The following is a 25,946-nucleotide window of genomic DNA, read 5'->3' on the forward strand; positions in this document are numbered from 1 at the left end:
AAACGGCCGACATGGGCGGATAGTGTTGAAAAAGTCCGGGTTGCAGCGGTCCTGAAGCACTGATTCAATCTTCGTTGTAAGAGGAGATTGAGTCGATGATGGGCGAGCAAAGTGTGATGCAGGAGGAGCTGTTCTATGGCTTCAGCCTGCAGCGGCATGTGCCGGCGGACCACCTGCTCAGAGCGATCGACCGCTTCGTCGATCTGTCCGCCATCCGCCAGCATCTGGCGCCCTTCTACAGCCCGATCGGCCGTCCCTCGATCGACCCTGAGCTGCTGATCCGCATGCTGATCGTCGGCTATTGCTTCGGCATCCGCTCGGAGCGCCGGCTGTGCGAGGAGGTACATCTGAACCTGGCCTATCGGTGGTTCTGCCGGCTTGGCCTCGAGGGTGATGTGCCGGACCACTCAACCTTCTCCAAGACCCGCCACGGACGCTTCCGCGATGCCGATCTGCTGCGCGAACTTTTCGAAACCGTCGTCCGACGCTGCATGGCAGAAGGCCTCGTCGGCGGCGAAGGCTTTGCGGTCGATGCCAGCATGATCGTCGCCGACGCGCAGCGTCAGCGCGGGGTCGAGACGGCCGAGGAGCTCAAGCCTGAGACCAAGCGGGCCGTGGCCGAATACCTCGCCACCTTGGATGATGCCGCCTTCGGGGCCGCCACGCCGGTGGAGCCCAAGTTCGTCTCCCCTGTTGATCCCGCCGCGCGCTGGACTGCCGCTTGGGGTGGCCCAGCCGTCTATGCCTATTGCACGAACTATTTGATCGACGTGGAGCACGCCATCATCGTGGACGTGGAGCCCTCGACCGCGGTGCGCCAGGCCGAGGTGACGGCCGCCAAGACCATGATCGAGCGGGCGCACAACGAGCTCGGCCTCTGGCCGGAGCGGCTGATTGCCGACACCGGCTACGGCTCGGCCGAAATGCTGAACTGGTTGGTGCATGAGCGTGGGATCGAGCCGCATATCCCGGTCTTCGACAAGTCCAGGCGCAAGGATGGCACCTTCTCGCGCGATGACTTCACCTACGACCATAAGGCCGATTACATACATCTGTCCTGGCGGGAAGACGCTCAGGCAACGCCAGAAGACCTATCGGGTGCCGCACCCTCTCGTCGACGAGAACGGCATGATGCGCTATCGCGCCAGCAAGCTGGATTGCGACGCCTGTGCCCTGAAGCCCCGCTGTTGCCCGAAGGAGCCGGCGCGCAAGGTGCCGCGCTCGATCTATGAGCGCGCGCGCGACATGGCCCGCGACATCGCCAAGACCGACGCCTACCAGATCTCACGCTATCAGCGGAAGAAGGTGGAGATGCTGTTCGCGCACCTCAAGCGCATCCTGAAGCTCGATCGATTGCGATTGCGCGGCCCCTGTGGTGAGTGGATCCACGGCTTCATCGCCGACTTCTTCAACACTATCGGCGCAAAGCTGCCGTCCACACTCGATGCCTCCCAAAGTATCCTGAACCGAATCTACTGTCCCACGTCGTCCATAAGCAACCGCAATTCGGGCTGAGCCGCGACCCAGAAAGTTCGAAAAGCTTCCAAGAACCCCAGCCAAACCCAAATGGCCCATTCTGGACACATAGGTTACGGCTTATACCGGAGACATAGTAACACTTTCGGCTCGAAAGGGTTGCCTAGAGGTTCAAGTCTGCATTCTCATCGTCGAATAGCGCCGATCGGCAAACATAAGTTCCCCCTTGTAATTGGCACGCCACAGATCGTTGGGCCGGCGGCTATTGTACCCAGACGAACTCAGCTTGCGTCATATTTCCCAGCCGCACGGCGTTCAATCTTATAGAGGGCACAATGTACTACGCGCATTCGACCACCGAACCCGTTCGCTCCAACTGGCAACCGTTGGATAGCCACCTCATCGCAGTCGCCGGACTTGCGCAACAGTTTGGCGCGCGGATCGGCATCGGGCGCGCAGCCTGGCTTGCTGGCCTGCTTCATGATCTCGGCAAATACACGCCGAAATTCCAGGCGCGATTGTCAGGTGCGCAGGAAAGGGTCGATCATTCCACGGCAGGCGCCGCTACTATCGTGCAACTGGCACAGGCGGCCAAAGCGGACGACAGGATCGTTGCCGAACTGATTGCCTATTGCATCGCCGGTCACCATGCCGGTCTGCCCGACAAACAGGGAGAGACTTTTTCCACACTGTCGGAACGTCTAAATGCCTTTTCGGAAGCGGGGCTCGATCCCATTTGGAAGTCCGAAATCGCGCCAGAGATTGCCAATCTCCTGCCGTCGTTCCCCAACTGGGAGAAGACGGATAAAGCAAGAGCTGCCTTCCAACTCGGTTTCCTCGGCCGGATGATTTTTTCCTGCCTCATCGATGCCGATTTCAAGGATACCGAACAATTCTATGCCCGCACTGAGGGAAGGCAGGTCGACCGCAACTGGCCGGAGCTGCAATCGATCCTGCATGGCCTGATCAAATCATTCGATGCTCATATGGACCAAAAGCGCAATTCGGACACTTCGGTCAACGTCTTACGAACGAACATTCTCGACCATGTGCGTTCGCGCGCAACCGAAAAGCCAGGCCTCTTCACGCTGACTGTGCCGACTGGGGGCGGCAAGACGCTCGCCTCACTCGGCTTCGCCCTCGATCAAGCCAAAGCACACAGGCTTGATCGCATTATATACGCTATCCCTTTTACATCGATCATTGATCAGGCGGCGGCGATCTTTCGTGAAATAGTTGGCGACGGTGTCGTGCTGGAGCACCATTCGGCCATCGAGGATGAGGAGCGCCGCCCACGTGAACCGCCGGATGCCGACAGCACGAAGGCCGACAAAGACAAGCTCAAGCTCGCTATGGAAGACTGGGCGGCGCCTATCGTGGTCACGACCAACGTCCAATTCTTCGAGAGCCTGTTTGCCGCGCGAACATCGCGCTGCCGCAAACTACATAACATCGCCAACAGCGTCATCGTTCTCGATGAGGCGCAGACATTGCCGCGGCAGCTTCTCATCCCTGCCGTTTGGGCGCTGCGCGAACTTGCCGAGAATTATGGCTGCAGCATTGTTCTATGTACCGCGACCCAGCCGGCGCTCGACCAACGGAATTTTCCGGGAAGGCATCCGGCCGGGCTGCCGCTGGAGGGCCGCGAACTGGCGCCGGATCCCGCCGATCTGGCAGAGAAGCTGGAACGCGTCACGTTGGTGCATGGCGGGGTGATGGATGACACGGCCGTTCTGGCCGAACTCGGCAAGACCAATCAGGGCCTGGTCATCGTCAACAGCCGCAAGCATGCGCTGGCGCTCTATCTGCAGGCGAAGGAGACTGGCCTCCAGGGCCTCGTCCATCTGACGACGCGCCAATACGCGGCGCACCGGCGCGAGGTTCTGGCGGCGGTCAAGCAGAGACTGCTGAACAACGAGGCCTGTCGCATGATCGCGACCTCGCTTGTAGAGGCCGGCGTGGATCTCGATTTCCCAAGGCTGTGGCGCGCGGAAGCAGGATTGGATCAAATAGCGCAGGCGGCCGGGCGCTGCAATCGCGAGGGGCGGCGACCGGTGGAGGCCAGCATTGTCACCGTGTTCAAGGCACCTGAAAACCAGCCACCACCGGAGATCGCGGGGCTTTCGAGCGACATGGCCCGGATGATGGCAAGGCACGAAAAACTTCTGTCGCCCGCCGCGATCGAGGATTTCTTCGGCGAGGTCTATTGGCGCGTCGGCCCTGAAGGGCTGGATCGTGGACGCAACGACAGATCGGCTATCGTGGACAAGTTTCGTATCGGCGGCAGCGGCACGAACTTTTCCTATCGCTCGGCCGCCGAGAATTTTCGCATGATTGAGAGCGGCATGGTTCCGGTGATTGTCGCCCGAGCCGAACAAGCGAAAGCGGCGATTGTAAAGCTGAGGATCGAGACGATTCCGTCCGGTGTGATTGCCCGTGACTTGCAGACCTATGTCGTACAGGTGCCGCCGAAGGCACGGGCACGGCTTATCGCCTGCGGCCATGTGAAATTTGCCGAGGAGAGGCTGCGCGCTGACCAGTTTGCGGTGCTCATGACGCCTGGTCTCTATGACCCGGAAGTTGGCCTCGTTTGGGAGGACGCCGAATATTTATCGCAAGAGGCTATTGGCATTTAGTTCCTGATATGTTCCTTGCGTATTAAATGACTCTGGGGAGGGGCAAATGTCTTTTGGCATAATGCTGAAAGTTTCAGGGAGTCACGCCTGCTTTACGCGGCCGGAGATGAAGGTTGAGCGCGTCTCCTATGATGTGATGACGCCTTCGGCGGCACGCGGAATTCTGGAGGCGATCCACTGGAAGCCGGCCATCAGATGGGTGGTGGATGCCATCCATGTTTTGAATGTCATTCGTTTCCAGTCCATCCGCCGCAACGAAGTCGGCAGCAAGGTTTCTGCTCGATACGCCAAGACCGCCATGAACCGCGGCAGCCTCGAAGGGTTGCACCTTCTCGTCGATGAGGATCGCCAGCAGCGAGCCGCCACCGTGCTCGTCGACGTCGCGTATCTCATCGAAGCGCATTTCGAGTTAACCGACAAGGCCGGTCCCGACGACAACGAGGGCAAGCATCTCGATACGTTCAACCGTCGCGCGGCGCGGGGGCAATGCTTCCATCAGCCCTGCCTCGGCACACGCGAGTTCGCGGCAGCCTTCGAACTGCTGCCGCCGGGTGCACCGTTGCCGGACGCGATCAAGGAAACGCGCGACCTTGGCTTCATGCTGTGGGACATCGACCATGGGGCGCCGGACAAGCCTTCGCTGTTTTTCCGTGCTGGCCTCAACAACGGCGTGATGCGCGTTCCGGCTCCCAATTCTTCGGAGATCCGGAGATGAGCATTTTGGCTTCACTTGCCAAGGCCTACGACCGCCTGCCCGACGCGCCACCATTTGGCTATTCCACAGAAAAGATTGGTTTCGTCATCTCGCTCAACCAAGATGGGTCTGTGGCCAGCGTTACCGATCTGCGAGATGGCACGGGCAAGAAGAAACTGCCACGGATGATGCAGGTGCCTCAGCCAACCAAACGCACCGCAGGCATCGCGCCTAATTTCCTCTGGGACAAGACTTCCTACGTGCTTGGCGTCACGGCAGGAGAAGGCAAGCGCACAGCCGACGAGCATGCCGCTTTCGTGAAGCGCCACCGCGTGGCGCTTGAAGATTCGGATGACACCGGCCTGCTGGCGTTGTCTCTATTCCTTGAAGGCTGGGCCCCCGAACGGTTTGTGGAGCCCACATGGCCTGACGAGATGAAAGACCAGAACGTGGTCTTCGCGCTCGACAGTGAAAGGCGTCAGGACGGTTATCTTCATGACCGGCCAGCGGCCAAGGCTTTATGGATGGCCCGAAGCGGCGGCGGGGATGCCGCCTCGATCTGCCTCGTGACCGGCTCAAATGGAGCGGTAGCGCGGCTTCATCCGGCAATCAAAGGGGTGTGGGGTGCGCAATCCTCCGGAGCTTCCATCGTATCGTTCAATCTCGATGCCTTCATGTCCTATGAGCATGAGCAGGGCGACAATGCTCCTGTCTCGGAATCTGCCGCCTTCAAATATTCCACCGCGCTCAACACATTCCTCGCTGGCAAGACCAATCGCATCCAGGTCGGCGACACCTCCACTGTTTTCTGGGCTGATGCGTCCAACGCCGAAGTGGCGCGCACCGCCGAAGGCACCTTCGGCGCGATGTTTTCGGACGTCGATGAAGTCACGCAAGCCGGCAAGGTCGGCGATATCCTCGCTCGCATTCGCAACGGTCTGCCGCTCAAGGAGATAGCCCCCGAACTTGAAAACGGCGTCCGCTTCTATGTCCTTGGTCTTGCTCCGAATGCCGCCCGGCTTTCGATCCGGTTCTGGTTCGAGAACGATTTCGGCGTGCTGGCGAAAAACTACCAGCGCTTCGTTGCCGAAATGGAGGTCGATCCGCCGCCGCGCGACGCGAACCCCGCGCTATGGAAATATCTCGCCGAAACCGCGGTGCTGGGCAAGCGCGAAAACGTGCCGCCGAATCTCGCCGGCGAATGGATGCGATCGATCCTGACCGGCAGCCGTTATCCGCTGACGTTGCTCTCGACGGTGCTGATGCGCATCCGCGCGGACGGAGAGGTGAACGCGCTCAGGGTCAGTATCCTGAAAGCGCTGCTCGTTCGAAACTTCAACAAGGCAATTGGGGAGGCTCCTGTGTCGTTCCAACCGGAGAATAGGAACAAGGGTTATCTGCTCGGGCGGTTGTTCGCTGCCTATGAACAAATACAGACGGCCGCGCTCGGTCGCAACGTCAACGCCACCATCAAGGACAAGTTCTACTCTTCGGCGTCTGCGCAGCCACGCAAGGTGTTCCCTTTGCTCGATCGGGGATCAGCCAACCACCTTTCGAAGGTCGGCAAGCAAAGACCTGGACAAAGGGTCAATCTAGAAAAGGCTATCGGCGCGATCCTCGAACGCATGTCGCCCGACAGCGATCCCTTCCCGGCCTCCCTTTCCGCCGAAGAGCAGGCACTGTTCGGCCTCGGCTACTACCATCAGCGCGGCGAATTCTTCCGCAAACCCGAAACCGTCGACACACAGGATGCCGCATCATGAACGCCCTTTCCAACCGCTATGATTTCGTCCTGCTGTTTGATGTATCCAAAGGCAACCCGAACGGCGACCCGGATGCCGGCAACATGCCGCGGCTCGATCCAGAGACCAATCATGGTCTGGTTTCGGACGTCAGTCTCAAGCGCAAGGTGCGCAACTATGTCGAGTTCGCCAGAGGCGAACATCAGAGCTACAACATCTACGTCAAGGAAGGCGCGATCCTGAATGAACAGCACCGCAAGGCCTATGTCGCGCTACGCCCCGACGACGGAAAAGCCGCCAAGGACGCCAAGCTAAATCCCAAAGACGACGATGAAGGGCGAGCTCTGACAAGATTTATGTGTGCGAATTTCTTCGATGTTCGCACCTTCGGCGCGGTCATGTCGACCGGCATCAATGCTGGCCAGGTGCGTGGGCCGGTGCAGATGACCTTTGCGAGTTCCATCGAACCGATCGTGCCCCAGGAAATCTCCATCACCCGCATGGCGGCAACCAATGAGGCAGAGAAAAAGCAACGAGTGGAGGGCAGCGAGGAAGGCAATAACCGCATCGACAATCGCACCATGGGTCGCAAGCATATCGTACCCTATGGTCTCTACCGCGCCCATGGTTTCGTCTCGGCGAAACTCGCCGAACGCACGGGCTTTTCCGATACGGACCTGGACTTACTTTTCGAGGCCTTGTCAACGATGTTCGAGCACGACCGGTCCGCCGCGCGCGGAGAAATGGCAAGCCGCAAGCTCGTCGTGTTCAAACACGCCAATGCGCTCGGCAACGCACCGGCCCATGCGCTCTTCGATCGCCTAAGGATTGGTCGCAACATTGACGGCCTCTTCCGTGATGTCCACGATTCCGGCATCGACAACTATCCACCGGCTCGGAAATACAGCGATTACAAAATTGAGATCGATCGTGACGGCATGCCGGAAGGCGTGGAGATTATCGAGCGTCTGTGAGCATGGCGCCAGGCGAAACTCCGGTCAGCCAACCCGACGAACGGGATGCCGATCCACCCTCATCATCCGAATCCATTGCAAGCGCGACAGCGCGAACGTGGAGCGTGCCGGAAAATTCCGACGGAGTCGCACCGGCGCTGGTTCTTTGAAATCGTGAAACTATGTGCGTCAAGCCGGGTTTTCGCCCTCCTGCTCAGTCGTGCCACCATGTTCGCGATCTAGCTCATCTTTCTTCAATCATCGCTGAGGCACTGTCGCCCTCTCGCGGAGGCGTGGATCAAATCGATTCATTGCCCCACACACCCCAGCCCGGGCGCGCGTCGTCCTTCTCGCGGGGCGTTGATCGAAACTGCTGGTCAAAGGCGCGCTGCGCATGGGTTACCGTCGCCCTCTCGCGGGGGCGTGGATCGAAACTACCGTCCTGAAGTCGATGCGGCCTTCGATGAGGAGTCGCCCTTCTCGCGAGGGCGTGGATCGAAACTTCACCGGCGTGCCGAGCCATGGCAGGCCGATCTGTCGCCCCCCTCTCGCGGGGCGTGGATCGAAACACTTCCTCGTTGACATGGGTGTGATCGAACTCGGTCGCCCCTCTCGCGGGGGGCGTGGATCGAAACGGTTCGAAGTCGCCGGCATTGACCACTTCGCGCGTCGCCCCTGTCGCGGGGACGTGGGTCGAAACCTCCTGAAGGAACGCAAGCCGCTCCGTCCGCTCTGTCGCCCTCTCGCGGGGCGAGGATCGAAACGCCTGCATCTTCTTCGTCATGACCTTGGCGGCTGTCGCCCCTCTGACGGGGGCGTGGATCGAAACCGCGTCATCGGAAAGCGCTACGGAAACTTGCTTGTCGCCCCTCTCGCTGGGCGTGGATCGAAACACATGACCATCCAGCAATCGGCCACAGCGCTTATCGTCGCCCATCCCGCGGGCGTGGATCGAAACTGGCCGATCGGCTGCAACCATGAGGGCCAGATCGAGTCGCCCCTCTCGCGGGGGCGTGGACAAACGCATGTGGGCGGCCGGTGTGACGGGAGAAAGCACGTCGCCCCTCTCACGGGGGCGTGGATCGAAACGATTGCGGTGGGCGCCAATGGCGAGGAGCCGGAAGTCGCCCCTCTCGCGGGACGTGGATCGAAACGCCCCTGCGTGGTGGGCCTCATCCGGCACGTAGAGTCGCCCCTTGGGCGTGGATCGAAACTAAAGACCCTTACGCCGCCATCCTCGCGCCTTGTCGCCCATTTCGCGGGGGCGTGGACGAAACTTGATGCGGATGTATTCGTCGCCGTCGATGTTGTCGTCGCCCCTCTCGCGGGGGCGTGGATCGAAACCGCTACCGTGGCGCGTCCATCTATAACCCGCACCGTCGCCCTCTCACGGGGACGTGAATCGATACCACGACCAGGACCTGCGTGACACGGCCGTGACCTGTCGCCCCTCTCACGGGGGCGTGGATCGAAACCGTTGAACTTCCATCCTATTAGCGCAGGGTGTGGATCGTCCCTCTCACGGGGGATCGAAAGTCCAGCGCCTGCGAATACTCGAACGCAGTCAGAAGTCGCCCCTCTGACGGAGGCGTGGATCGAAACATGTTCGCTTCCAAGAAGGCTGTCGCCCCGCTGGCGTGGATCGAAACCGAAACCGAGCCGGAGATGAAGGCCGAGCAACGCCGCTCGCCTCTCACGGGGGCGTGGATCGAAACGTCGTCACGACGCAGGGACCCCTTCGAATGTGTCAGTCGCCCCTCTCGGGGGGGCGTGGATCGAAACCACGAGCGATGGCGCTTTGTGACACAGGCAAGGTGTCGCCCCTCTCGCGGGGGCGTGGATCGAAACATGCTCAACGTCGCGCCGTTCTTCATTGGGCGACAGTCGCCCTCTCACGGGGGCGTGGATCGAAACTTCATGGATGAGACCGAAGCCGCGACGATCAAGAGTCGCCCTCTCACGGGGCGTGGATCGAAACTGCTGCTCGGCCGGCATGGCGAGATCCATTTCGAGTCGCCCTCTCACGAGGGCGTGGATAGAAACGGGTCTTTGTCGTAGGTATCGAGCGCAATGCGTCGCCCCCTCTCACGGGGGCGTGGATCGAAACAGATGGAGGCTGTAGGAATGCCGCGCCACCTTGGTCGCCCCTCTCAGGGGGCGTGGATCGAAACATCGCCGAGGCGCAAGTGTTCCTCCCGACCGGTGGTCGCCCCTCAGGGCGTGGACCGAAACTTGCCGTCTACGCCGATCTCGCGCACCAGGCCGCGTCGCCCCCACCACGTGGGCGTGGATCGAAACCATCGGAGGGATAAACGCCAGCCTCGCCCCATCGAAGCTACGATTTCGCAGTCCCACCATCCAAGGCTACGGGTCGCCCCGGGCGTGGATCGAAAACCACATAACCCGTTCGAACGCTGCATTGTGCGCAGTCACCCCTCTCACGGGGGCGTGGATCGAAACTCCTTCGGTGGGCAGGTTTTGCTGGCGTGGAAAAGGTCGCCCTCTCACGGGGCGTGGATCGAAAGGCCTTCGACGCCTTCAAGCTGCGCGTCATGCTGAGTCGCCCCTCTCACGGGGGGCGTGGATCGAAACCTTCCGGAACCGTTTACTACGCGCCGTGGGCGTCGCGGGCGTGAATCGAAACGTCGATCGGAGCTATCCGTTTGGCAAGCCTGACATGCCGCCCCTCTCACGAGGGCGTGGATCGAAACGTTGTGGAGCACGTCAACGGCAAGCGCGCGACGGTCGCCCCACAGGATTTTTCTCGACACCGATATCGAGGATGTCTGTCGCCCCGTGGATCGAAACGATAAACGGAACGACGGGCAGCCCCTTCTACGGCAAATCGCCCCTCTCGCGGGGGCGTGGATCGAAACATCAAGCCGCAAGAGCCGATGCTGGTCGAAACAGGTCGCCCCTCTCGCGGGGGCGTGGATCGAAACTCGTGCTGCAGCGGTTACGACTGCCGCGAGGTGTGTCGCCCCTCTCGCGGGGGCGTGGATCGAAACAATCCGTTGACCGCCATCCGCAACGGTGGCTCGGCGTCCCCCCCCTCGCGGGGGCGTGGATCGAAACCGTTAGGCGCTGAGTACCCAGTCGCTACGCGCCTGGTCGCCCCTCTCGCGGGGGCGTGGGTCGAAACTGCCTTGCGCCGTTCCGCTCGTGCGGCATATGCTGTCGCCCGTCTCGCGGGGGGCGTGGATCGAAATCAGAACCACTACACCGAAAAGCGCATGTACCGCGGGGGCGTGGGTGGAAACCAATAAATGCCGGCCACGCCTGCCACGACGAACGGTCGCGTGGATCGAAACTTTCCACCGCCGAAGCCGCCGCCGCCGAAGCCCTTGTCGCCCTCTCGCGGGGGGCGTGGATCGAAACCTCAAGGAGTGGCTGCCGCACGCGCATTTCACCGGTCGCCCCTCTCGCGCGGACGTGGATCGAAACGCTTTGGGAGTGAATGATAAGTACGCGGTGGACGGCGTCGCCGTGGATCGTAACCAGTGCTCCTTGTGCGAGGCGAGGCAGATCACCAGTCGCCCCTCTCGCGGGGGCGTGGTTCGAAACAACGGCATCAACTCGGCAATTGACTGGATTTTCGTGTCGCCCCTCTCGCGGGGCGTGGATCGAAACTACGTCCGCAATGACAAGGGCATCCTGCCCTTCGAGTCGCCCCTCTCGCAGGGCGTGGATCGAGACCACGAACGAGGCTTGGGCATGGCTGCGGCGCCTGGTCGCCCCTCTCGCGGGGGCGTGGATCGAAACTCACGATGGACGATGACGCCCTGATCGCGCTGGAAAGTCGCCCCTCCTCGCGGTCGTGTCGCCTCTCTCGCGGGGCGTGGATCGAAACAGCACCAGGTCGCGGCCGCTCTTGCCCGGCCGGTGTCGCCCATCTCACGGGGGCGTGGATCGAAACTTCATGGCGTTGCTTTGCCATACTCCAGGCGCGGTCGCGCCTCTCATGGGGGCGTGGATCGAGCCAAAGCGGAAGGAAATTGCCGGCGGGGTCGCAAAGTCGCCCCCGTGGATCGAAACCGCGTAGGCCCGATGGCAAGATCAAAAGTTCTCGTCGCCCCGGCGTGGATCGAAACTTATTTAACCGTGCGGCTTTTCCGGATCCGGAAGGTCGGGGGCGTGGATCGAAACGTTGCGCTCCTCCAATTCCTGCAGGCGCCGCTGCGTCGCCCCTCACACGGGGGCGTGGATCGAAACCTCCTGAAGGAACGCAAGCCGCTCCGTCCGCTCGTCGCCCCGCACACGGGGGGCGTGGATTGAAACTGGTACGACCCGGAGGATCCGGCATTCTTCACCGGTCGCCCCTCGGGGCGTTGATCGAAACTCGTTCTAAACCGGAACGGTACCAATTGAGATCGTCGCCCCTCACACGGGGGCGTGGATCGAAACTTGCCGCGCGTGATGCCGGAAACGATCAGCGGGGTCGCCCCGGGGCGCTCTGTCCGCGCCTAAGGGCAGATCACCGTCAACGGCGACCGGCGCCTTCATGCCGAGGCGCTTCGCGGCTTCTCGAAATCGGTAGCTAAAGTTGGAGTAGGATTGATCCGTCCACCGCATATCAGCTCATTGGCCAGACGATCATGAGCATCGGCACGGCAACAATGACGACGAGGAACGACAGCGGCAGTCCCAGGCGTGGATAGTCGCTGAAACGGTAGCCGCCCGGCCCCATGACGAGCGTGTTGCACTGGTGGCCGATCGGGGTGAGAAAATCGCAGCCGGCGCCAATGGCGACTGCCATCAGAAATGCTTCCGGCCTGTAGCCGAGATCGCCAGCAAACGCGGCGGCGATGGGCGCCATGACCAGAACGGTTGCGGCATTGTTGAGGAACGGCGTCACGGCCATGGCGGCGACAAGGATGAGCATCAATGCGCCGGGCGCCGGAAGGATGGTTCCCAGCTTGGCAAGCTCGCCGGCAATTATGCCGGTCGCCCCTGTACTGCGTAGCGAATCGCTCACTGGAATGAGAACGGCGAGCATGACGAGGATTGGACCATCCAGCGATTGGTAGACGTCTCGGGTTGCACTGGCGCTTCCGTCGGACGAAGATTGACCGGCGGGATGATGTCATCCGAGTACTGCAGGGCGAGCCAACCACAACCAGCGGACCGGGCCTACTGGTGTAGATAGCGAAATTACGCACTCGTCTGCATCGAGCTCAGTAGGCGTTGCTCTTCTTCGCCTAATATAAGCACGCGCAATTCGGCTGAGGCGCGACCCAGAAAGTTCGAAAAGCTTCCAGGAACCCCAGGCAAACTGGACGCCGCGGCAGACAAGGAGGTTCAAAGATAGCCCGGCGAACATCCGCATTAAGTCGGTCAAAATCGGCGACAGAAGAGCGTCCGAAAGAGGGTTCGGCGGCTCCTTCGTGCGAACGAAAAAAGAAGAGAAGCAGAACTTTCGTTGCGCTTTCGCGCGAGCGTCGGAAGCCGCGCATGGCCATGAAGCGCCGGCACGGCTCACTGCGAGCCGTCCCAAAAGAAAATAGAAGGCGGCAATCTACACCCCACCTTTCCAGCGCAACAGCCGCATGGCGTTGGCTGTCACCAGCACCGTCGCGCCTGTGTCGGCGAGAATGGCGGGCCACAGGCCGGTGATGCCGACTACGGTCGTCACCAGGAACACCGCCTTCAGCCCCAACGCCATGGTGATGTTCTGCTTGATGTTGGCCATGGTCGCCTGAGACAGTTTTATCATCGCCGCGACATCGCCGACGCGGCCATGCAGCACCGCCGCATCTGCCGTCTCCAGGGCGACATCGGTGCCGCCGCCCATGGCAATGCCGATGTCGGCCGCGGCGAGCGCCGGCGCATCGTTGATGCCGTCGCCGACCTTAGCGACCATCAGCCCCTGCCCTTTCAACTCGCCGACAATGCGCTGCTTGTCTTCGGGCAGCAGTTCCGAGCGCACCTCGATATCGAGGTGCTTGCCGATTGCTGCCGCCGTGCGCTGGTTGTCGCCAGTCAGCATGACAGTCCTGATGCCAACATCGGTCAGCGCCTTGAGGCCGGCCTGCGCGTCCAGCCGAGGCTCGTCGCGCATGGCGATGAAACCGGCCAGCACATCGTTGATCAGCAGCACCGACACCGACTTGCCCTGGTCGTTGAGTTCGGCGATGTAGGCCGCCTGCTCGGGCGGCAGCGCGACCTTCTCGCCTCCAGCGATCGGCGAGCCCAGGAAGACGTTCTTACCGCCAATGCGACCGACGACGCCCTTGCCGCCGAGCGCCTTGGCCTCCGCCGCCGGCGGCACCGGCACGCGATCGGCCTTGGCCTTTCGCAGGATAGCCAGGGCAAGCGGATGGCTCGATCCGGTTTCGAGTGCAGCGGCCAGCGACAACACCTCTTTTTCGCTGATCTCGATGGCTACGACATCCGTCACCACGGGCTTGCCTTGAGTCAGCGTCCCGGTCTTGTCCAAAGCCACGGCGGTGATCTTGCCCAAGCCTTCCAGCACCGCGCCGCCTTTCATTAAAAGACCACGCTTGGCGCCGGCCGAGAGCGAGGCGGCGATTGCCGCCGGCACCGATATGACGAGGGCGCAGGGGCAGCCGATGAGCAGCAGCGCCAGGCCTTTGTAGATCCATTCGTTCCAGTCGTCGCCGAAGGCCATCGGCGGGACGACGGCCACCAGAGCCCCCACGGCGACGACGGCGGGCGTATACCAGCGTGAGAAATGGTCGATGAAGCGTTCCGTCGGCGCCTTACTTTCCTGGGCCTCCTCGACCAGCTTGACGATGCGGGCGATGGTGTTGTCGGACGCCGCAGCCGTGACGGTGATGCGCAACACGCCGTCGCCATTGATGGTGCCGGCGAATACGTCCGCGTCGACGCCCTTGCGCACCGGCACGCTTTCCCCCGACACCGGCGATTCATCGATGGCGCTTTCGCCCTCGATGATCTTGCCGTCGGCTGGAATGCGATCGCCCGGCCGCACCAGAATGACGGCGCCAACCCCAAGGGCTTCGGCCGGAACTTCGCGCGTGGCGCCATTCTCCTCCAGGAATGCCGTCTTGGGCACCAGCGTAGTCAGCGACTGGATGCTGGAGCGCGCCTTGCCGGCGGCCACGCCTTCCAGCAACTCTCCGACGAGGAACAGGAAGACCACGGTGGCGGCTTCCTCGCCGGCACCGATAATGACGGCGCCGATCGCCGCGATGGTCATCAGCATTTCGATGGTAAAGGGAATGCCGGCGAGCGCGGCCATCACAGCTCGCCGTGCAATCGGCACCAGTGCGATCAGCATGGCGGCAATGAAAAGCCAGACGCGGGTGGCCGGCCAGACATAGTGAATCGCAAAAGCTGCGGCCAATGCGGCGCCGCTGGCGATGCTCAGCCGGCCTTTGGCGCTGTTCCACCAGGGCCCCGTGGCCGGCGTGTGGTCATGGCCATGCAAGCTCTCCCCGTTGTCGTGGCCATCTTTGGCTGTGCCGGCATGGTGGCGGCCAGCATGGTCGTGGCCAGCGTGGTCATGGCCGCCTTTGGTGCCGTGCCCGGCCGGTTTGGCGTTCTGTCCGGCTTCGCTCGTGAGCTGAGCCACAGAATAGCCGAGGCCCGTCACCTTCTTTTCGATCGCGGCGAGGTCGCTTTCGGCAGTGTGCCATACGGTCATGGTGCCGGCAGTGACCGAGACGTTCACATCCTGGACGCCATGCATGCGCCGCAGCGCGCTATCGATTTTCGTCGCGCAGCCGGCACAATCCATGCCTTCGACGCGATAACGGGTTTGTGGGGCGGTTGCAGCCATCGTCTCACTCCTTGAACCATTCCAGCGGCACGCTACATTCTCTAGCGACTAGAGGAGCAAGCGAAAAATCATGCGCAGTGTCCCGATTGGCGAAGCGGCACGACAGAGCGGCGTGAAAGTGCCGACCATCCGCTACTATGAGCAGATCGGCCTGCTGCCCGCGCCGAACCGCAGCGAGGGCAATCGACGGCACTATGAAACCAGCGATTTGCGCCGGCTGGCGTTTATTCGCCATTCACGCGAGTTGGGGTTCGGCATCGAAGCCATCCGCACTCTGCTGACGTTGCAGGATAATCCCAGCCAGCCCTGCGCCACGGCCGACACCATAGCCCAGGCTCGGCTGGCCGACGTCGTTCAGCGGATACGCAGCCTCACGGCATTGAAGGCCGAACTTGAACTCATGGTCGAAGGCTGCCGGCACGGGAAGGTCGGCGAATGCCGGGTAATTGAGGTGCTGGCCGATCACAGCCAATGCGAACACGCCCGGCACTGACTGGATCCGATTTCGAACGATCTAATCATTCGTGAGCCGGCCTTTCGCCACCCTCCAGGTCATGAGGCGCGACCGGACGGCGAGGTGATGGTTTTGACCACGCTAAGCCACCGAGTTGAAGTGCGGCTTGCACTTCGGCAACTGTCCGGAATCGGTAGCAGCGGCCCTCTATTCCTTGCATCGGCGCGTCACAAGGACGTGATTTGCTTTGCTTATATACAAACCAGATGGGCCAGACCGAACGTGATTTGAGAGAGGCGAAGCCCGACGGCAACGCCGATGCGTTGGCCGTTTTGCTTCGGTCGCCCGAAGCGCCATGAACATTGCCGAAACTTGAACATAAAAACGCGCTGAGACCGCAACCGTTGCCCTGAATTTTCAGCGAAATGCAGCACGGACCCGTTTAAGTCGGACTTGGTGCGCTCAGGCTTTGCCCAGCGCGATCCTGAATTCATAGACCTTTTGCTCAAAACTGGCAGGTGTCGCTGCGCGAGTAAGGTGGCAATAAATCTTTGCTGCGGTTTACCTGCGCTCATCCAGAATGTTCAGGGCGTAACGCGTGTGTCGCCGTTCGCCAGTTCTTGTCATCGCGCCCTTGGAAACGAGGTCTTGCAGATCTCTTGTCGCCGTCGCGCGCGATGCTTGAGTGATGGCGATGTAATTCTCGGCGCTGAGTCCTCCTTTGAACCCGTCGATGCCTTCGCGGAACATTCTGGCGATGACTTTTTCCTGCCGCTCGTTGAACTGGTTTCGGTAGCGTTCGTAAAACTTGGCTTTAGCTACGGAGAATTCGACGCGGACCAGCGTTACGCGTTGCGCTTCAAGGACCGTGTTGGCAAAGTAGAGCAGCCAATTTGTTACCGCGTTGCTCTTATTGCTGGCCTGCAGGTTGTCGTAATAGGCCTTGCGGTGGCGTTCGATCGTGTATGCCAAAGCGATGAGACTTGGTTCACCCAGGCTTTGAGCAAGCGCATTTCCGCAGAGGGCACGGCCTATGCGGCCGTTGCCATCCTCAAATGGGTGGATGCTCTCGAAATAAAGGTGCGCGATACCGGCTCGCGTCAACGCCGGGAGCGGCGTCTTACCTTTAGGCGCGGTATCGTTGAACCAAGCGGTGAAAGCATCCATTTCGGCTTTGACCCGCGCTGAGGGAGGTGCCTCGAAATGCACTTTGGGCTTATCCAGCCGATTGGAAACGATCTGCATGACGTCGGCATGCTGGCGGTAATTGCCAATGGTCTCAATACGCAGTTCCCCCGACATCACCATCTTGTGCCAAGCGTAGAGAGTGCGATGCGAGAGGGCATGGCCAAAATGTAAATACACGTCGGCCATCATTTCCGCGATGCCGCGCTCGGCAGGCGGAATGCGCCTGTTCTCGCTGCCCAGCCCAAGTTGCTGGCGCAGGGATGATTGCAGACTCTCGCGGTTGAGGTATTCCCCTTCAATCGCGGATGTCTTCAAGGCCTCTTCACTGATAAGATCGATGCGTATCTGGTCGCGATCGTCAGAACCGACGTGCCGAAAGACACCCAGGAACTCACCCGATCGGAGCAGGAATTCGCTTTCCAGCGGTTCCAATTCTTCCTTATCGTAGGTAAAATGCGGCCAGTCAGCCTGCTCCCAATTCCATACCATGAGTTATAGCGCACCTTTCTATAACTCATAGTGCCTTAAATAATGAGCTATAGCAATCCTCTCTATGCCTCAGAACCGGGGTTTTGCCCTGGTACGCACAAGTTCGCCCTCTCTCGCGAAGCGAAATCGGGGCGATTTCTTAATCGGCAGGCCGGTCGCTCCAACTATCTAGGGCCTCCACAAGCGGGCGCGCCCTCCACCCACACACCAAGCACTATATCAGCATCATGCGCGGGACCGGGAAGGTGATGGTGCGCCGGAGAAATTCAACTCGAACGCGGAACGCGCATTGCACGTCAGGTAACTCGAGCCATGATTTCAGATTGGATCGTCCTTGCGGTGTATAGCGAAGCGTCTAAGGACAGATTCCCAAACGCAAGTTGGCAAAGTAGATAATTAGCACCGGCCTCTTCGAGCTGATCAAGAAGAGCTTGTCGCGCGGAAGATGCCGTCCCCACCACGCACAACTCGCTCTCGATTGCCGCATCCAAGCTCAGCGGCAGATTTGGGGGCGTCTGGAGCGCGTTGAGGTCGTAGAGGAACCTGAAGCTCTTGAGCCATCGTTCGTAAGCGGGGGCCGCGAGCGCATATGCATCTGTTTGCGATCGCGCGATCACGACCATGCGGAGCATCCCAAGAAATGGCCCCCGCTCGTCCGCGTCGGCACTGCGCTCCCGGCAGGCTCGGAATGCATCCGTAATTCTGCGAACCGAAGAGGCAGGTCCCAGGCACGCGATGTTGGCGCCACTAGCAGCGGCCCAGCTGGCCGACTCGGGTCTATTGGTGGCGATCCATGTCGGTGGATGGGGGCGCTGATGAGATCTCAGCGTCAAAGGGACGTCATTCAGCTCAAAATGGCGGCCGCGATAGGACAGCGTGTCGCCGTTCATCGCTTTGATAAGGATTTCGCTGGCTTCCGTATAGTGACCTGGCGCCGCCTCCGCAGCAATCCCGAAGTAACCCAGTTCGACTGGGAGAGAGCCGCGCCCTATGCCCAGTTCGACCCTGCCACCACTCAATTGGTCGAGCATGCAGATCTCCTCGAACGCACGCAGCGGATGATAAAGGGCAAGGAGCATTACCATCGGGCCGACGCGAAGGTGCCGGGTGCGCTGGACGACGCTGGATAAGAACAGATTCGGCGATGGGCTCCTCCCGTGCGGAGTGCAGTGGTGCTCTGCCAGATGATATGCATAGAAGCCAAGCTGATCGCACGCCTCTGCCAAACTCAGGCGATTGGCGTATTGCCGGGCAATCTCGCAGCCGTCCTCGTCCAGATGGTCGAATATGCCGAAGGTCAGGCCCCGGGGGAAGGCATTCTTCACGAATTTTCTCCAACTCTTTGCAACAGTTCGTGGCTCGCAATGATGCAAGCAAATCCAAATTATTGGTGCGCTGAAATTGCGGGGAACTATCGACTGGTTAAGGCAGAAGCAGCGGCCGCTGACGGCCGGCACAGCGGGATCGTTTCCTTCGCCGTTGCAGCTATCTCTGTGGCGACCTCAAGAAATTCATCCATCTCATTTTTTGTGCCGATGCTAATGCGGATGTAATTTTCCAGCCCTGCATCCTCAAAGAAGGCGACGAGTATCTTTTGCCTTTCCAAGGCTGCTTGCCACCATGAGCCTTCCTGCCCCGCTGGCACACGCGCTAGCAGGAAATTTGCGTGAGAAGGTATGACGGAAAATCCGAGTTTCGACAGTGCCACTGTCACTCGCTGTCTTTCATGCTTGATGTGCTTGTGGTTCTCGGCATAGGCGGCGCGGTGCCCAAGCACACTGATGCCAACAGCCTGGCCGATCACGTTCATGTTGAAGACGTTCTGGAGATCCCGCAGCCTGCCAATGACTTCGGGGTGGCCAAGTCCGAAACCGACGCGAATGCCGGCGGTGGCATAGCTTTTCGAGAATGTTCTCAAGATCAGGAGGTTTGGATAGCGATCGAGGAGATGCAGACCATTGTCCGGTGCAAAATCGACATAGGCCTCATCCAAGACAATCAGACGGTCTGATTGTGATACCAGGCGTTCAACATCGGCCACAGGAACAAACGTTCCGGTCGGATTGTTTGGGTTGGCCAGCAGAATGAACTTGGCATCTTTTGCTGGTCCCGAAAGCAAGTCTTCGACGGGCAAGGAATGATCTGCGCACCATCCGATTTCGAGAAATTGAGCACCCTGCAAACGGGCAAGTTTGCGGTTGAACGAAAACCCCGGCGACATCATCGCCATTCTGTCTCCTGGAACCAGGAAAGCTCTGTAGATAAGCCCGAGCAGTTCAGACGATCCGTTTCCGGCGATCACCTGATCCTTCGAGACGCCGTAGGCTTCCGACGCTGCTTGCCTCAAGCTGACGTTGTCGTCTTCTGGATATAGATATTGCCGTTCGAGAGCCGCCATCGCACTTTGCATTATGGCTTTCGGCAACGGAAACGGGTTCTCGTTCGTGTTTAGCTTGACGCAACAAGGATCCGGCGCCGGTTTGTCGGACAGCAGAACATCTAACTGTCCCGCTACTTGCGAAAGGGAAGAAAGCACAGTTTGCAGTTTTGCATCAGACATCAATTTTTCTCCGTTTCGGTCTCAGTGCGTCCGGTACGAGCTGGTGATCAAGAGATGGCCTGGACCACCGACGATAGCGCTGCCGTCAGACCCGGGTGCACGGTGGGGCGACGACCGCGGGGGCAGCGCGGCCTGTGCGATCGGATCGGAATTGCAGGAGCCCCCGCATCACTCGTCTCAAGCCGCCAAGGCACGAATGCTTGATTGTCCCAGCTACTCGGCTCGGTGATTTGTTCAAAGACGCTTGATCTCGATGCCGTATTTCCTCAACACGTAGCCGATCTGGCGCGGCGTCAGTCCGAGCAGGCGTGCCGCCTTTGCCTGGACCCAGCCACATCTCTCCATCGCCTGGATGACACGTTCGGCATCGGCCATTCTCGCAGAGTGGACTACCCCGACTGGGTCCAGCGGCGGCTGCCCTTCGGTCGCTGACGGCGGTGGGACGGCGGCAGAACTAACCCCAGCAGCCGGCGGCATGGCCCGAACCAATGGTAGCGGCCCGATCGGCGAGGGTTGCAGCGCGACTTTGCCAAGTCTGCAATTATGCAGCGCCTCGGCGAAGCATTTGTCTTGGCAGCATGCAAAGTCATCTTTCCCGATTGATGGCCCCGCCGCCAGAACCGCGGTCCGATACACGCAGTTTTCCAATTCGCGAATGTTGCCGGGAAAGTCACAGTTTACCAGTACTTCGATCGCGCTCGGATCGAAGGTCAACATAAGGCCATTCTCATCGTTGAAATTCTTGAGAAACTCAGCTGCGAGGAGCGGAATATCGCTGCGCCTTTCGCGAAGCGCCGGCACCAGCAAGGGAACAACACTGATGCGGTAGTAGAGGTCGGCACGGAACTCGTTTCTGGCAACTGCCTCTTCCAGGTTCTTGTTCGTAGCGGCAATGATGCGGACGTCGACTTTAATGGTCTGGTTGCCCCCGACCCGCTCAAACTCCTGCTCCTGCAGCACGCGCAAGAGCTTTGCCTGGAACGAGGCCGAAATCTCGCCGATCTCGTCTAGGAACAATGTCCCCTTGTCGGCGAGCTCAAAGCGCCCCTTGCGCGAGTTGAACGCACTTGTGAATGCACCCTTTTCATGGCCGAACAATTCGGATTCCAGCACAGTCTCGGGTAGCGCCGCGCAATTGAGTTTGATGAAGGGCCGCTTGGCGCGCGGGGACAACTCGTGGATAGCCTTGGCGACCAGCTCCTTCCCGGTACCGGATTCGCCTCGCAACAGAACCGCAATCTTGGCCTTGGCTACGAGCGCGACCTTCTCAAGCAGACCGCGCAACGCCAAACTGTCGCCAATCATCCCCTCCACGTGAGTGTTACGCTGCGGGGCCAGGCGCTTCTGCTTTGGCAGGGAGTCCTGCTTTGCCATTGGTTGTTCGCGGTCGCCCTCGAAAGAGCGATGCGACTTCACTGCCTGCCCTACCAGGTTGGCGATTAGCGGGAGCAGACAGAGGCTGTAATCGAGCCAAACTCTTGAGCCATGGTGCAGTACGTGGTCGATGGTCAGCGTGCCCACGACATTTGCATCGACGCGAATGGGAACGCCGACGAAGGACACTGGTATGCCGTCGGAAGCCCCGAGCACGTCCATGTCGGCGGCGAAAGCCGGATGAACCGCGATGTTCTCGGTGGCCAGGGGCTTGTCCGTCGCCAAAACCTGGTCGATTGCATTTCGTGGCAGGTACGTCCGGCAGCGCTCACTGCAGCTCTCGGTCCGGCCGGCGCCTGCGATGATCTCCAGTTCGCCATCACCGTCGAAAAGAGAGATGATGCCGTGCCTCATCTGCAGAAACGATCGCAGCAGGTCTACAACCTTGGCCAGCCTGACCTCGAGCCCGGAGGGGGCGGTGAGCGCTTTCGAAATTTCGTAGATGCCGGCAAGCGCGCTCGCGCGCGACGGCAGAATGGCGGGTTCCGAGTCATCCCTTTTGGTGTCGTGCAATGATGTGCAGCTTGACGAAGTCTGCTCAGCACTGTCTTCAGATTGGCGACCATTGTCCTGATCTGACATGTCATCCTCGATCTTGGGCCGCGACAGCAACGCCGCGCCATCTGGATCTGCGATGTCCCCCGGCGTAAACGCATCATCAGATGGCATCAGGGCCCGAGCCACCGATGGCCGGCACCAACAAGAATGTCTTCGCACCGCGAGCCGCAGCATGATTGGCGCACTTGCTTACGGGTGAGAGCCGCTTACCGGAACGCTTGAGACGTTGATGCGGGTAGTCGTGATGTGTCGGCGGGAGGACGCCAGAGTTCCGCAGGCGACATACTGCCTTGCATAAGATCACGTGTGGGTCACGGTTTTGGGCGTCGGTCAGGGCCTGACGAGGGGCAAGCCCGGAAGACGCCGGAGGCAAGGCTTGATGCATGGCTTGGCTATCCCTTACTGAACTGAGGCGCGGTTCAGGCTTCCGGAGCGCAACCACACGTTGCCCTACAGAGCGGGAACGAGGATGGCTAGTCAACCGAGCTTTCCTCGCATTTCTGAAAGGAAAGCAGGAGAACATGATAGAATTCCATCAACTGAGATTTGCCGACAGATCGATCTCGAACGGCAGAGTTACCCCGGCGTGTTCATGGATGCCCCGCGCGGTGAGTGTACGGAGGTCGACGCCTCCGGGATGCTGTCGGCGTTAGGGCGGCTCGTCGGACACTACGGCCCGAAGTGTCGTCGAGCGGCCAAAGTGTTCGCGCTATGAAGCATCTTCTGAGTCGCACTGATGCGCGCCAGGTCCGGTGAATCATTCGGTCTTATCGACGACCCGTCGGGATGCCACGGCTGCAGCGGGAGCGCGGTAAGAGCCAGCCTCGTGTAGGGAATCCTCCACTTCCGTGCCCGGCCGGGTCGCAAATGCGACAAAGAAGCGAGCGAGCACAGCGGATGCCAGAGTTAGCGACTGGTGGCTGTCAGGCTAAAGCAATGGGTGCAAAGCTGGCGTTAGTGCGGGATTTCGCCCGAGATGACGGCAACAGTGCGGAAGCTCGCACAACCCGCCCTTACTGAGGCTGCCTCACCGAGCGGAGGAATACCTTATTGGGCGCGGGCCTTCACTTGGCACGACACTTGCTGTCGACATGCCAGCAGCGCGTGACCGGAGCGCCGCGATGGGAGAAGCGCGGGAGGGAGGAGACCCCACCGCGACCCGGTCAGGGAGAGAAAAGCTGTTGGTTTCACCAATCCGAAGCGCGGGTCCTGCGCCCCGCAAGGCCTTCTGCGCCCAGCCCTACATTCAGGTGCTTACCGCCATCGCACTCGGTGTCGCAGTTGGGTATTTCTACCCGGACGTCGGCGAGAGCCTGAAGCCGCTCGGCGATGCCTTCATCAAGCTCGTCAAGATGATCATCGCGCCGGTGATCTTTCTAACCGTGACGACCGGCATTGCCGGTATGAATGACCTCAAGAAGGTCGGCCGCGTCGCCGGCAAAGCAATGATCTATTTTCTCACCTTCTCGAGCCTCGCATTGATTGTCGGTCTCATTGTCGCAAATGTCGTTCAGCCGGGTGCCGGCCTGAATATCGATCCGGCGTCGCTCGATGCCCAGGCCGTGAAGGGCTATGCCGCCAAGGTCCACGAGCAGTCGGTGACCGGCTTCCTGATGAACATCATTCCCTCGACGATCGTTAGTGCCTTCGCCGAAGGCGACATCATGCAGGTCCTGTTCTTCTCGGTGCTGTTCGGCATCGCTCTGGCGATGGTCGGCGACACGGGCAAGCCTGTGCTTTCTTTGCTTCAGGCGCTCCTCGCGCCGGTGTTCAAGCTGGTCGGCATTCTGATGAGGGCCGCGCCCGTCGGCGCTTTCGGCGCCATGGCCTTTACCATCGGCAAATATGGGATCGGTTCGGTGGCCAACCTCGCTATGCTGGTCGCGACGTTCTATTTCACCGCCTTCCTCTTCGTATTCGGGATTCTAGGCGCGGTCTGCCGATACAACGGCTTCTCGATCTTTTCTCTCGTGCGCTACATCAAGGAAGAGCTGCTGCTGGTCCTGGCAACGTCCTCCTCGGAGGCCGCACTGCCTTCGCTCATCGCGAAGATGGAGAACGCCGGCGCGAAGCGTTCCGTCGTGGGTCTCGTTATCCCGACTGGATATTCCTTTAATCTGGACGGCACCAATATCTACATGACGCTCGCCGCCCTCTTCATCGCCCAGGCAACGAACACGCACTTGTCGATTCCCGATCAGATATTCCTATTGCTTGTCGCGATGCTTTCCTCGAAAGGTGCCGCAGGTATAACAGGGGCCGGCTTTATCACCTTGGCTGCTACGCTCTCCGTAATACCAAGCGTTCCCGTTGCTGGGATGGCCCTCATCCTTGGCGTGGACCGCTTCATGTCCGAATGCCGAGCGCTGACGAACGTAATCGGCAATGCGGTGGCCTCGCTGGTTGTCGCCCGCTGGGAAGGCGAACTGGACGAAACGCGCATGAAAGCTGCCTTCTACGGGAGCTTGCCGAGAGATTAAACCGACCACGCGCCCCAGCAAGATTGCTGCAGCGCGACCAGCCAAGTCGCCGGCTCATCAGCCACCAAACAATCGGCTCGCCGGGTCTAAACAGCGGTTCGCGGGCCACAGATCAGAAGCATCAAATGCGGTGAGGACAAGAAACATGCACGCCCTATGGAAACGGACCGCAGACCGAGACGCGCCCGGGTGCGCCTGGAGCGCTGATCAATGTATAGGCCGTCGATCGGGGAGGATGCCGAAACCACTTTGCCGCCCCAATCCGTCGCCGGCACGCACCGGATGACGGAGCGCCAGCCGATCAAAATCGGAGCGACGGCAAAGCGCCCTACAATTGCCGATCTCGCCCGCGAAGCGGGGGTGAGCGTGGCAACGGTCGATCGGGTGCTGAACGCTCGCCTTCCGGTGCGGGAGGAGACCGCGCGTCGCGTCCACCACGCGGCCCACGCGATCGGCTATCATGCTGCGGGACTTATCAAACAGCGCATGGGAAAGGACCTGCCCCGCTACCGGCTGGGCTTCATCTTGAGGAAACCGGCCCAGCATTTCTACCAGGAGTTCGCGCGCGAGGTCGAGGCGTCGGTCAGTTCGGCCCACTGCTTCCACGGCATTCCGCTCATCGAATTCGCGCCGTCACATTTGCCTGGGGATCTGACGGCACTGCTTAAGGATCTTGGTAGCCGATGCCACGCGATCGCCATGGTGGCGCCAGATCACCCGAAGATCACGGCAGCAGTCGAGGAGCTCAAGGCGAAAGGCATCCCGGTCTTTTCGCTACTTTCTGACTTCGCCGCCGGCGTGCGCGAGGGCTACATAGGTCTCAACAACCGCAGCGTCGGTCGGACGGCAGCTTGGATGTTCTCCAAGGTCGCTAAACGGTCTGGCAAGGTGGCCGTGTTTGTCGGCAGCCACCGTTTCCAGGGTCATGAGCTGCGGGAAAGCGGGTTTCGTTCCTATTTCCGTGAGAACGAGCCAGCATTCGAGGTGCTGGATACGCTCGTCAATCTTGAGAAGCGACAGATCACCTACGAGGCGCTGCTGGATCTTATGCAGCGGGAACCTGAGCTCGTCGGCTTCTACATGGCCGGCGGTGGCATGGAGGGGGCTATCTCCGCGCTCCGGGAAGAGGGCAAAGGCCAGGATCTCGTCGCGATCGTGAATGAAATCACGCCGGAGTCGCGGGAGGCCCTCGCGGACGACATCATCACGATGGCGGTGGCGACGCCACTGCGCCGACTTTGCCAGGAGCTGATGTTGCTGATGGATCGCGCCATCAGGACCGGCACCGCGGAGACGCCGGGGCAGACATTTCTCCCGTTTGACATCTATCTGCCGGAAAACATCTGAAATGATGTGATCTATCGCCATGGCCGACATTCCTTTCATAAATGCCCGCGCAGTCCACTCCACTCGGGACAGTGTGCGCATTTCAAATGAAGTGTACGCTCTGCTCATTCAGATCGAGGCCGAAGCCGTGCTGGGGGATCTCCTCAATTCAATCACGTTAGATGAAGCTAAGC

Annotated in this window: 11 protein-coding genes and 3 pseudogenes; 8 read left to right on the top strand and 6 right to left on the bottom strand. The window is 60.4% G+C overall.

Annotated elements, in window-relative coordinates; all coding sequences use genetic code 11:
- Positions 1-95: 95 nt before the first annotated feature.
- The 5 genes and pseudogenes from A9K68_RS29275 to cas7c all read left to right on the top strand — a co-directional run.
- Positions 96-1,377: pseudogene (locus A9K68_RS29275) on the top strand (IS1182 family transposase); the annotation flags it as partial.
- A 434-nt stretch (positions 1,378-1,811) separates the two neighbouring features.
- On the top strand, positions 1,812-4,112 hold the full coding sequence (locus tag A9K68_RS29280; protein WP_065008527.1) for a CRISPR-associated helicase/endonuclease Cas3: 2,301 nt from the start codon (positions 1,812-1,814) through the stop codon (positions 4,110-4,112).
- Positions 4,113-4,158: 46 nt separating this feature from the next.
- Positions 4,159-4,827 carry a type I-C CRISPR-associated protein Cas5c gene (gene cas5c, locus A9K68_RS29285; RefSeq protein ID WP_065008528.1) on the top strand — a complete coding sequence of 223 codons (669 nt, stop codon included), beginning with the start codon at positions 4,159-4,161 and terminating at the stop codon, positions 4,825-4,827.
- Positions 4,824-6,569 carry a type I-C CRISPR-associated protein Cas8c/Csd1 gene (gene cas8c, locus A9K68_RS29290; RefSeq protein WP_065008529.1) on the top strand — a complete coding sequence of 582 codons (1,746 nt, stop codon included), beginning with the start codon at positions 4,824-4,826 and terminating at the stop codon, positions 6,567-6,569. The genes cas5c and cas8c overlap by 4 nt, the downstream gene beginning before the upstream one ends.
- Positions 6,566-7,522 carry a type I-C CRISPR-associated protein Cas7/Csd2 gene (gene cas7c, locus A9K68_RS29295; protein WP_065008530.1) on the top strand — a complete coding sequence of 319 codons (957 nt, stop codon included), beginning with the start codon at positions 6,566-6,568 and terminating at the stop codon, positions 7,520-7,522. Before cas8c ends, cas7c begins: the two co-directional genes overlap by 4 nt.
- Positions 7,523-12,074: 4,552 nt before the next feature.
- On the opposite strand, the pseudogene A9K68_RS29300 reads toward cas7c, so the two are convergent.
- Positions 12,075-12,536 (bottom strand): annotated as a pseudogene (locus A9K68_RS29300) (SLC13 family permease); the annotation flags it as partial.
- A gap of 480 nt (positions 12,537-13,016) precedes the next feature.
- Complete coding sequence (locus A9K68_RS29305) at positions 13,017-15,263, bottom strand: heavy metal translocating P-type ATPase (protein WP_065008537.1); 2,247 nt, start codon at positions 15,261-15,263, stop codon at positions 13,017-13,019.
- A 70-nt stretch (positions 15,264-15,333) separates the two neighbouring features.
- Here A9K68_RS29305 and A9K68_RS29310 point away from each other — a divergent pair, with 70 nt between their 5' ends.
- Positions 15,334-15,756: a helix-turn-helix domain-containing protein gene (locus tag A9K68_RS29310; RefSeq protein ID WP_065008538.1), complete on the top strand. Its 423-nt coding sequence runs from the start codon at positions 15,334-15,336 to the stop codon at positions 15,754-15,756.
- Positions 15,757-16,278: 522 nt separating this feature from the next.
- On the opposite strand, the gene A9K68_RS29315 is transcribed toward A9K68_RS29310, so the two are convergent.
- From A9K68_RS29315 to nifA, 4 genes are all read right to left on the bottom strand, one after another.
- Positions 16,279-17,394: a Fic family protein gene (locus A9K68_RS29315; protein ID WP_065008539.1), complete on the bottom strand. Its 1,116-nt coding sequence runs from the start codon at positions 17,392-17,394 to the stop codon at positions 16,279-16,281.
- 296 nt (positions 17,395-17,690) lie between these two features.
- Positions 17,691-18,719 carry an LLM class flavin-dependent oxidoreductase gene (locus A9K68_RS29320; protein WP_065008540.1) on the bottom strand — a complete coding sequence of 343 codons (1,029 nt, stop codon included), beginning with the start codon at positions 18,717-18,719 and terminating at the stop codon, positions 17,691-17,693.
- Between the two features lie 86 nt (positions 18,720-18,805).
- Positions 18,806-19,954, bottom strand: coding sequence for a histidinol-phosphate transaminase (hisC, locus tag A9K68_RS29325; RefSeq protein WP_065008541.1), 1,149 nt, complete (start codon positions 19,952-19,954; stop codon positions 18,806-18,808).
- Between the two features lie 234 nt (positions 19,955-20,188).
- Complete coding sequence (gene nifA / locus A9K68_RS29330) at positions 20,189-21,970, bottom strand: nif-specific transcriptional activator NifA (protein ID WP_065008553.1); 1,782 nt, start codon at positions 21,968-21,970, stop codon at positions 20,189-20,191.
- Between the two features lie 1,157 nt (positions 21,971-23,127).
- Between nifA and A9K68_RS29335 the strand changes: the two are divergent.
- Positions 23,128-24,520, top strand: a pseudogene (locus tag A9K68_RS29335) (dicarboxylate/amino acid:cation symporter); the annotation flags it as partial.
- 188 nt (positions 24,521-24,708) lie between these two features.
- Positions 24,709-25,773, top strand: coding sequence for a LacI family DNA-binding transcriptional regulator (locus A9K68_RS29340; RefSeq protein ID WP_065011499.1), 1,065 nt, complete (start codon positions 24,709-24,711; stop codon positions 25,771-25,773).
- Positions 25,774-25,946: the final 173 nt, after the last annotated feature.

It is taken from the genome of Mesorhizobium sp. AA22 (assembly GCF_001672375.2).
GTDB lineage: Bacteria > Pseudomonadota > Alphaproteobacteria > Rhizobiales > Rhizobiaceae > Mesorhizobium > Mesorhizobium wenxiniae.

Excerpts from the sequence above, each read along its gene's own strand:
- hisC (WP_065008541.1), bottom strand. The coding sequence starts at position 19,954 with ATGTCTGATGCAAAACTGCAAACTGTGCTTTCTTCCCTTTCGCAAGTA.
- nifA (WP_065008553.1), bottom strand. The coding sequence starts at position 21,970 with ATGTCAGATCAGGACAATGGTCGCCAATCTGAAGACAGTGCTGAGCAG.
- A9K68_RS29340 (WP_065011499.1), top strand. The coding sequence starts at position 24,709 with ATGACGGAGCGCCAGCCGATCAAAATCGGAGCGACGGCAAAGCGCCCT.
- cas7c (WP_065008530.1), top strand. The coding sequence starts at position 6,566 with ATGAACGCCCTTTCCAACCGCTATGATTTCGTCCTGCTGTTTGATGTA.
- cas5c (WP_065008528.1), top strand. The coding sequence starts at position 4,159 with ATGTCTTTTGGCATAATGCTGAAAGTTTCAGGGAGTCACGCCTGCTTT.
- A9K68_RS29315 (WP_065008539.1), bottom strand. The coding sequence starts at position 17,394 with ATGGTATGGAATTGGGAGCAGGCTGACTGGCCGCATTTTACCTACGAT.
- A9K68_RS29280 (WP_065008527.1), top strand. The coding sequence starts at position 1,812 with ATGTACTACGCGCATTCGACCACCGAACCCGTTCGCTCCAACTGGCAA.
- A9K68_RS29305 (WP_065008537.1), bottom strand. The coding sequence starts at position 15,263 with ATGGCTGCAACCGCCCCACAAACCCGTTATCGCGTCGAAGGCATGGAT.
- cas8c (WP_065008529.1), top strand. The coding sequence starts at position 4,824 with ATGAGCATTTTGGCTTCACTTGCCAAGGCCTACGACCGCCTGCCCGAC.
- A9K68_RS29310 (WP_065008538.1), top strand. The coding sequence starts at position 15,334 with ATGCGCAGTGTCCCGATTGGCGAAGCGGCACGACAGAGCGGCGTGAAA.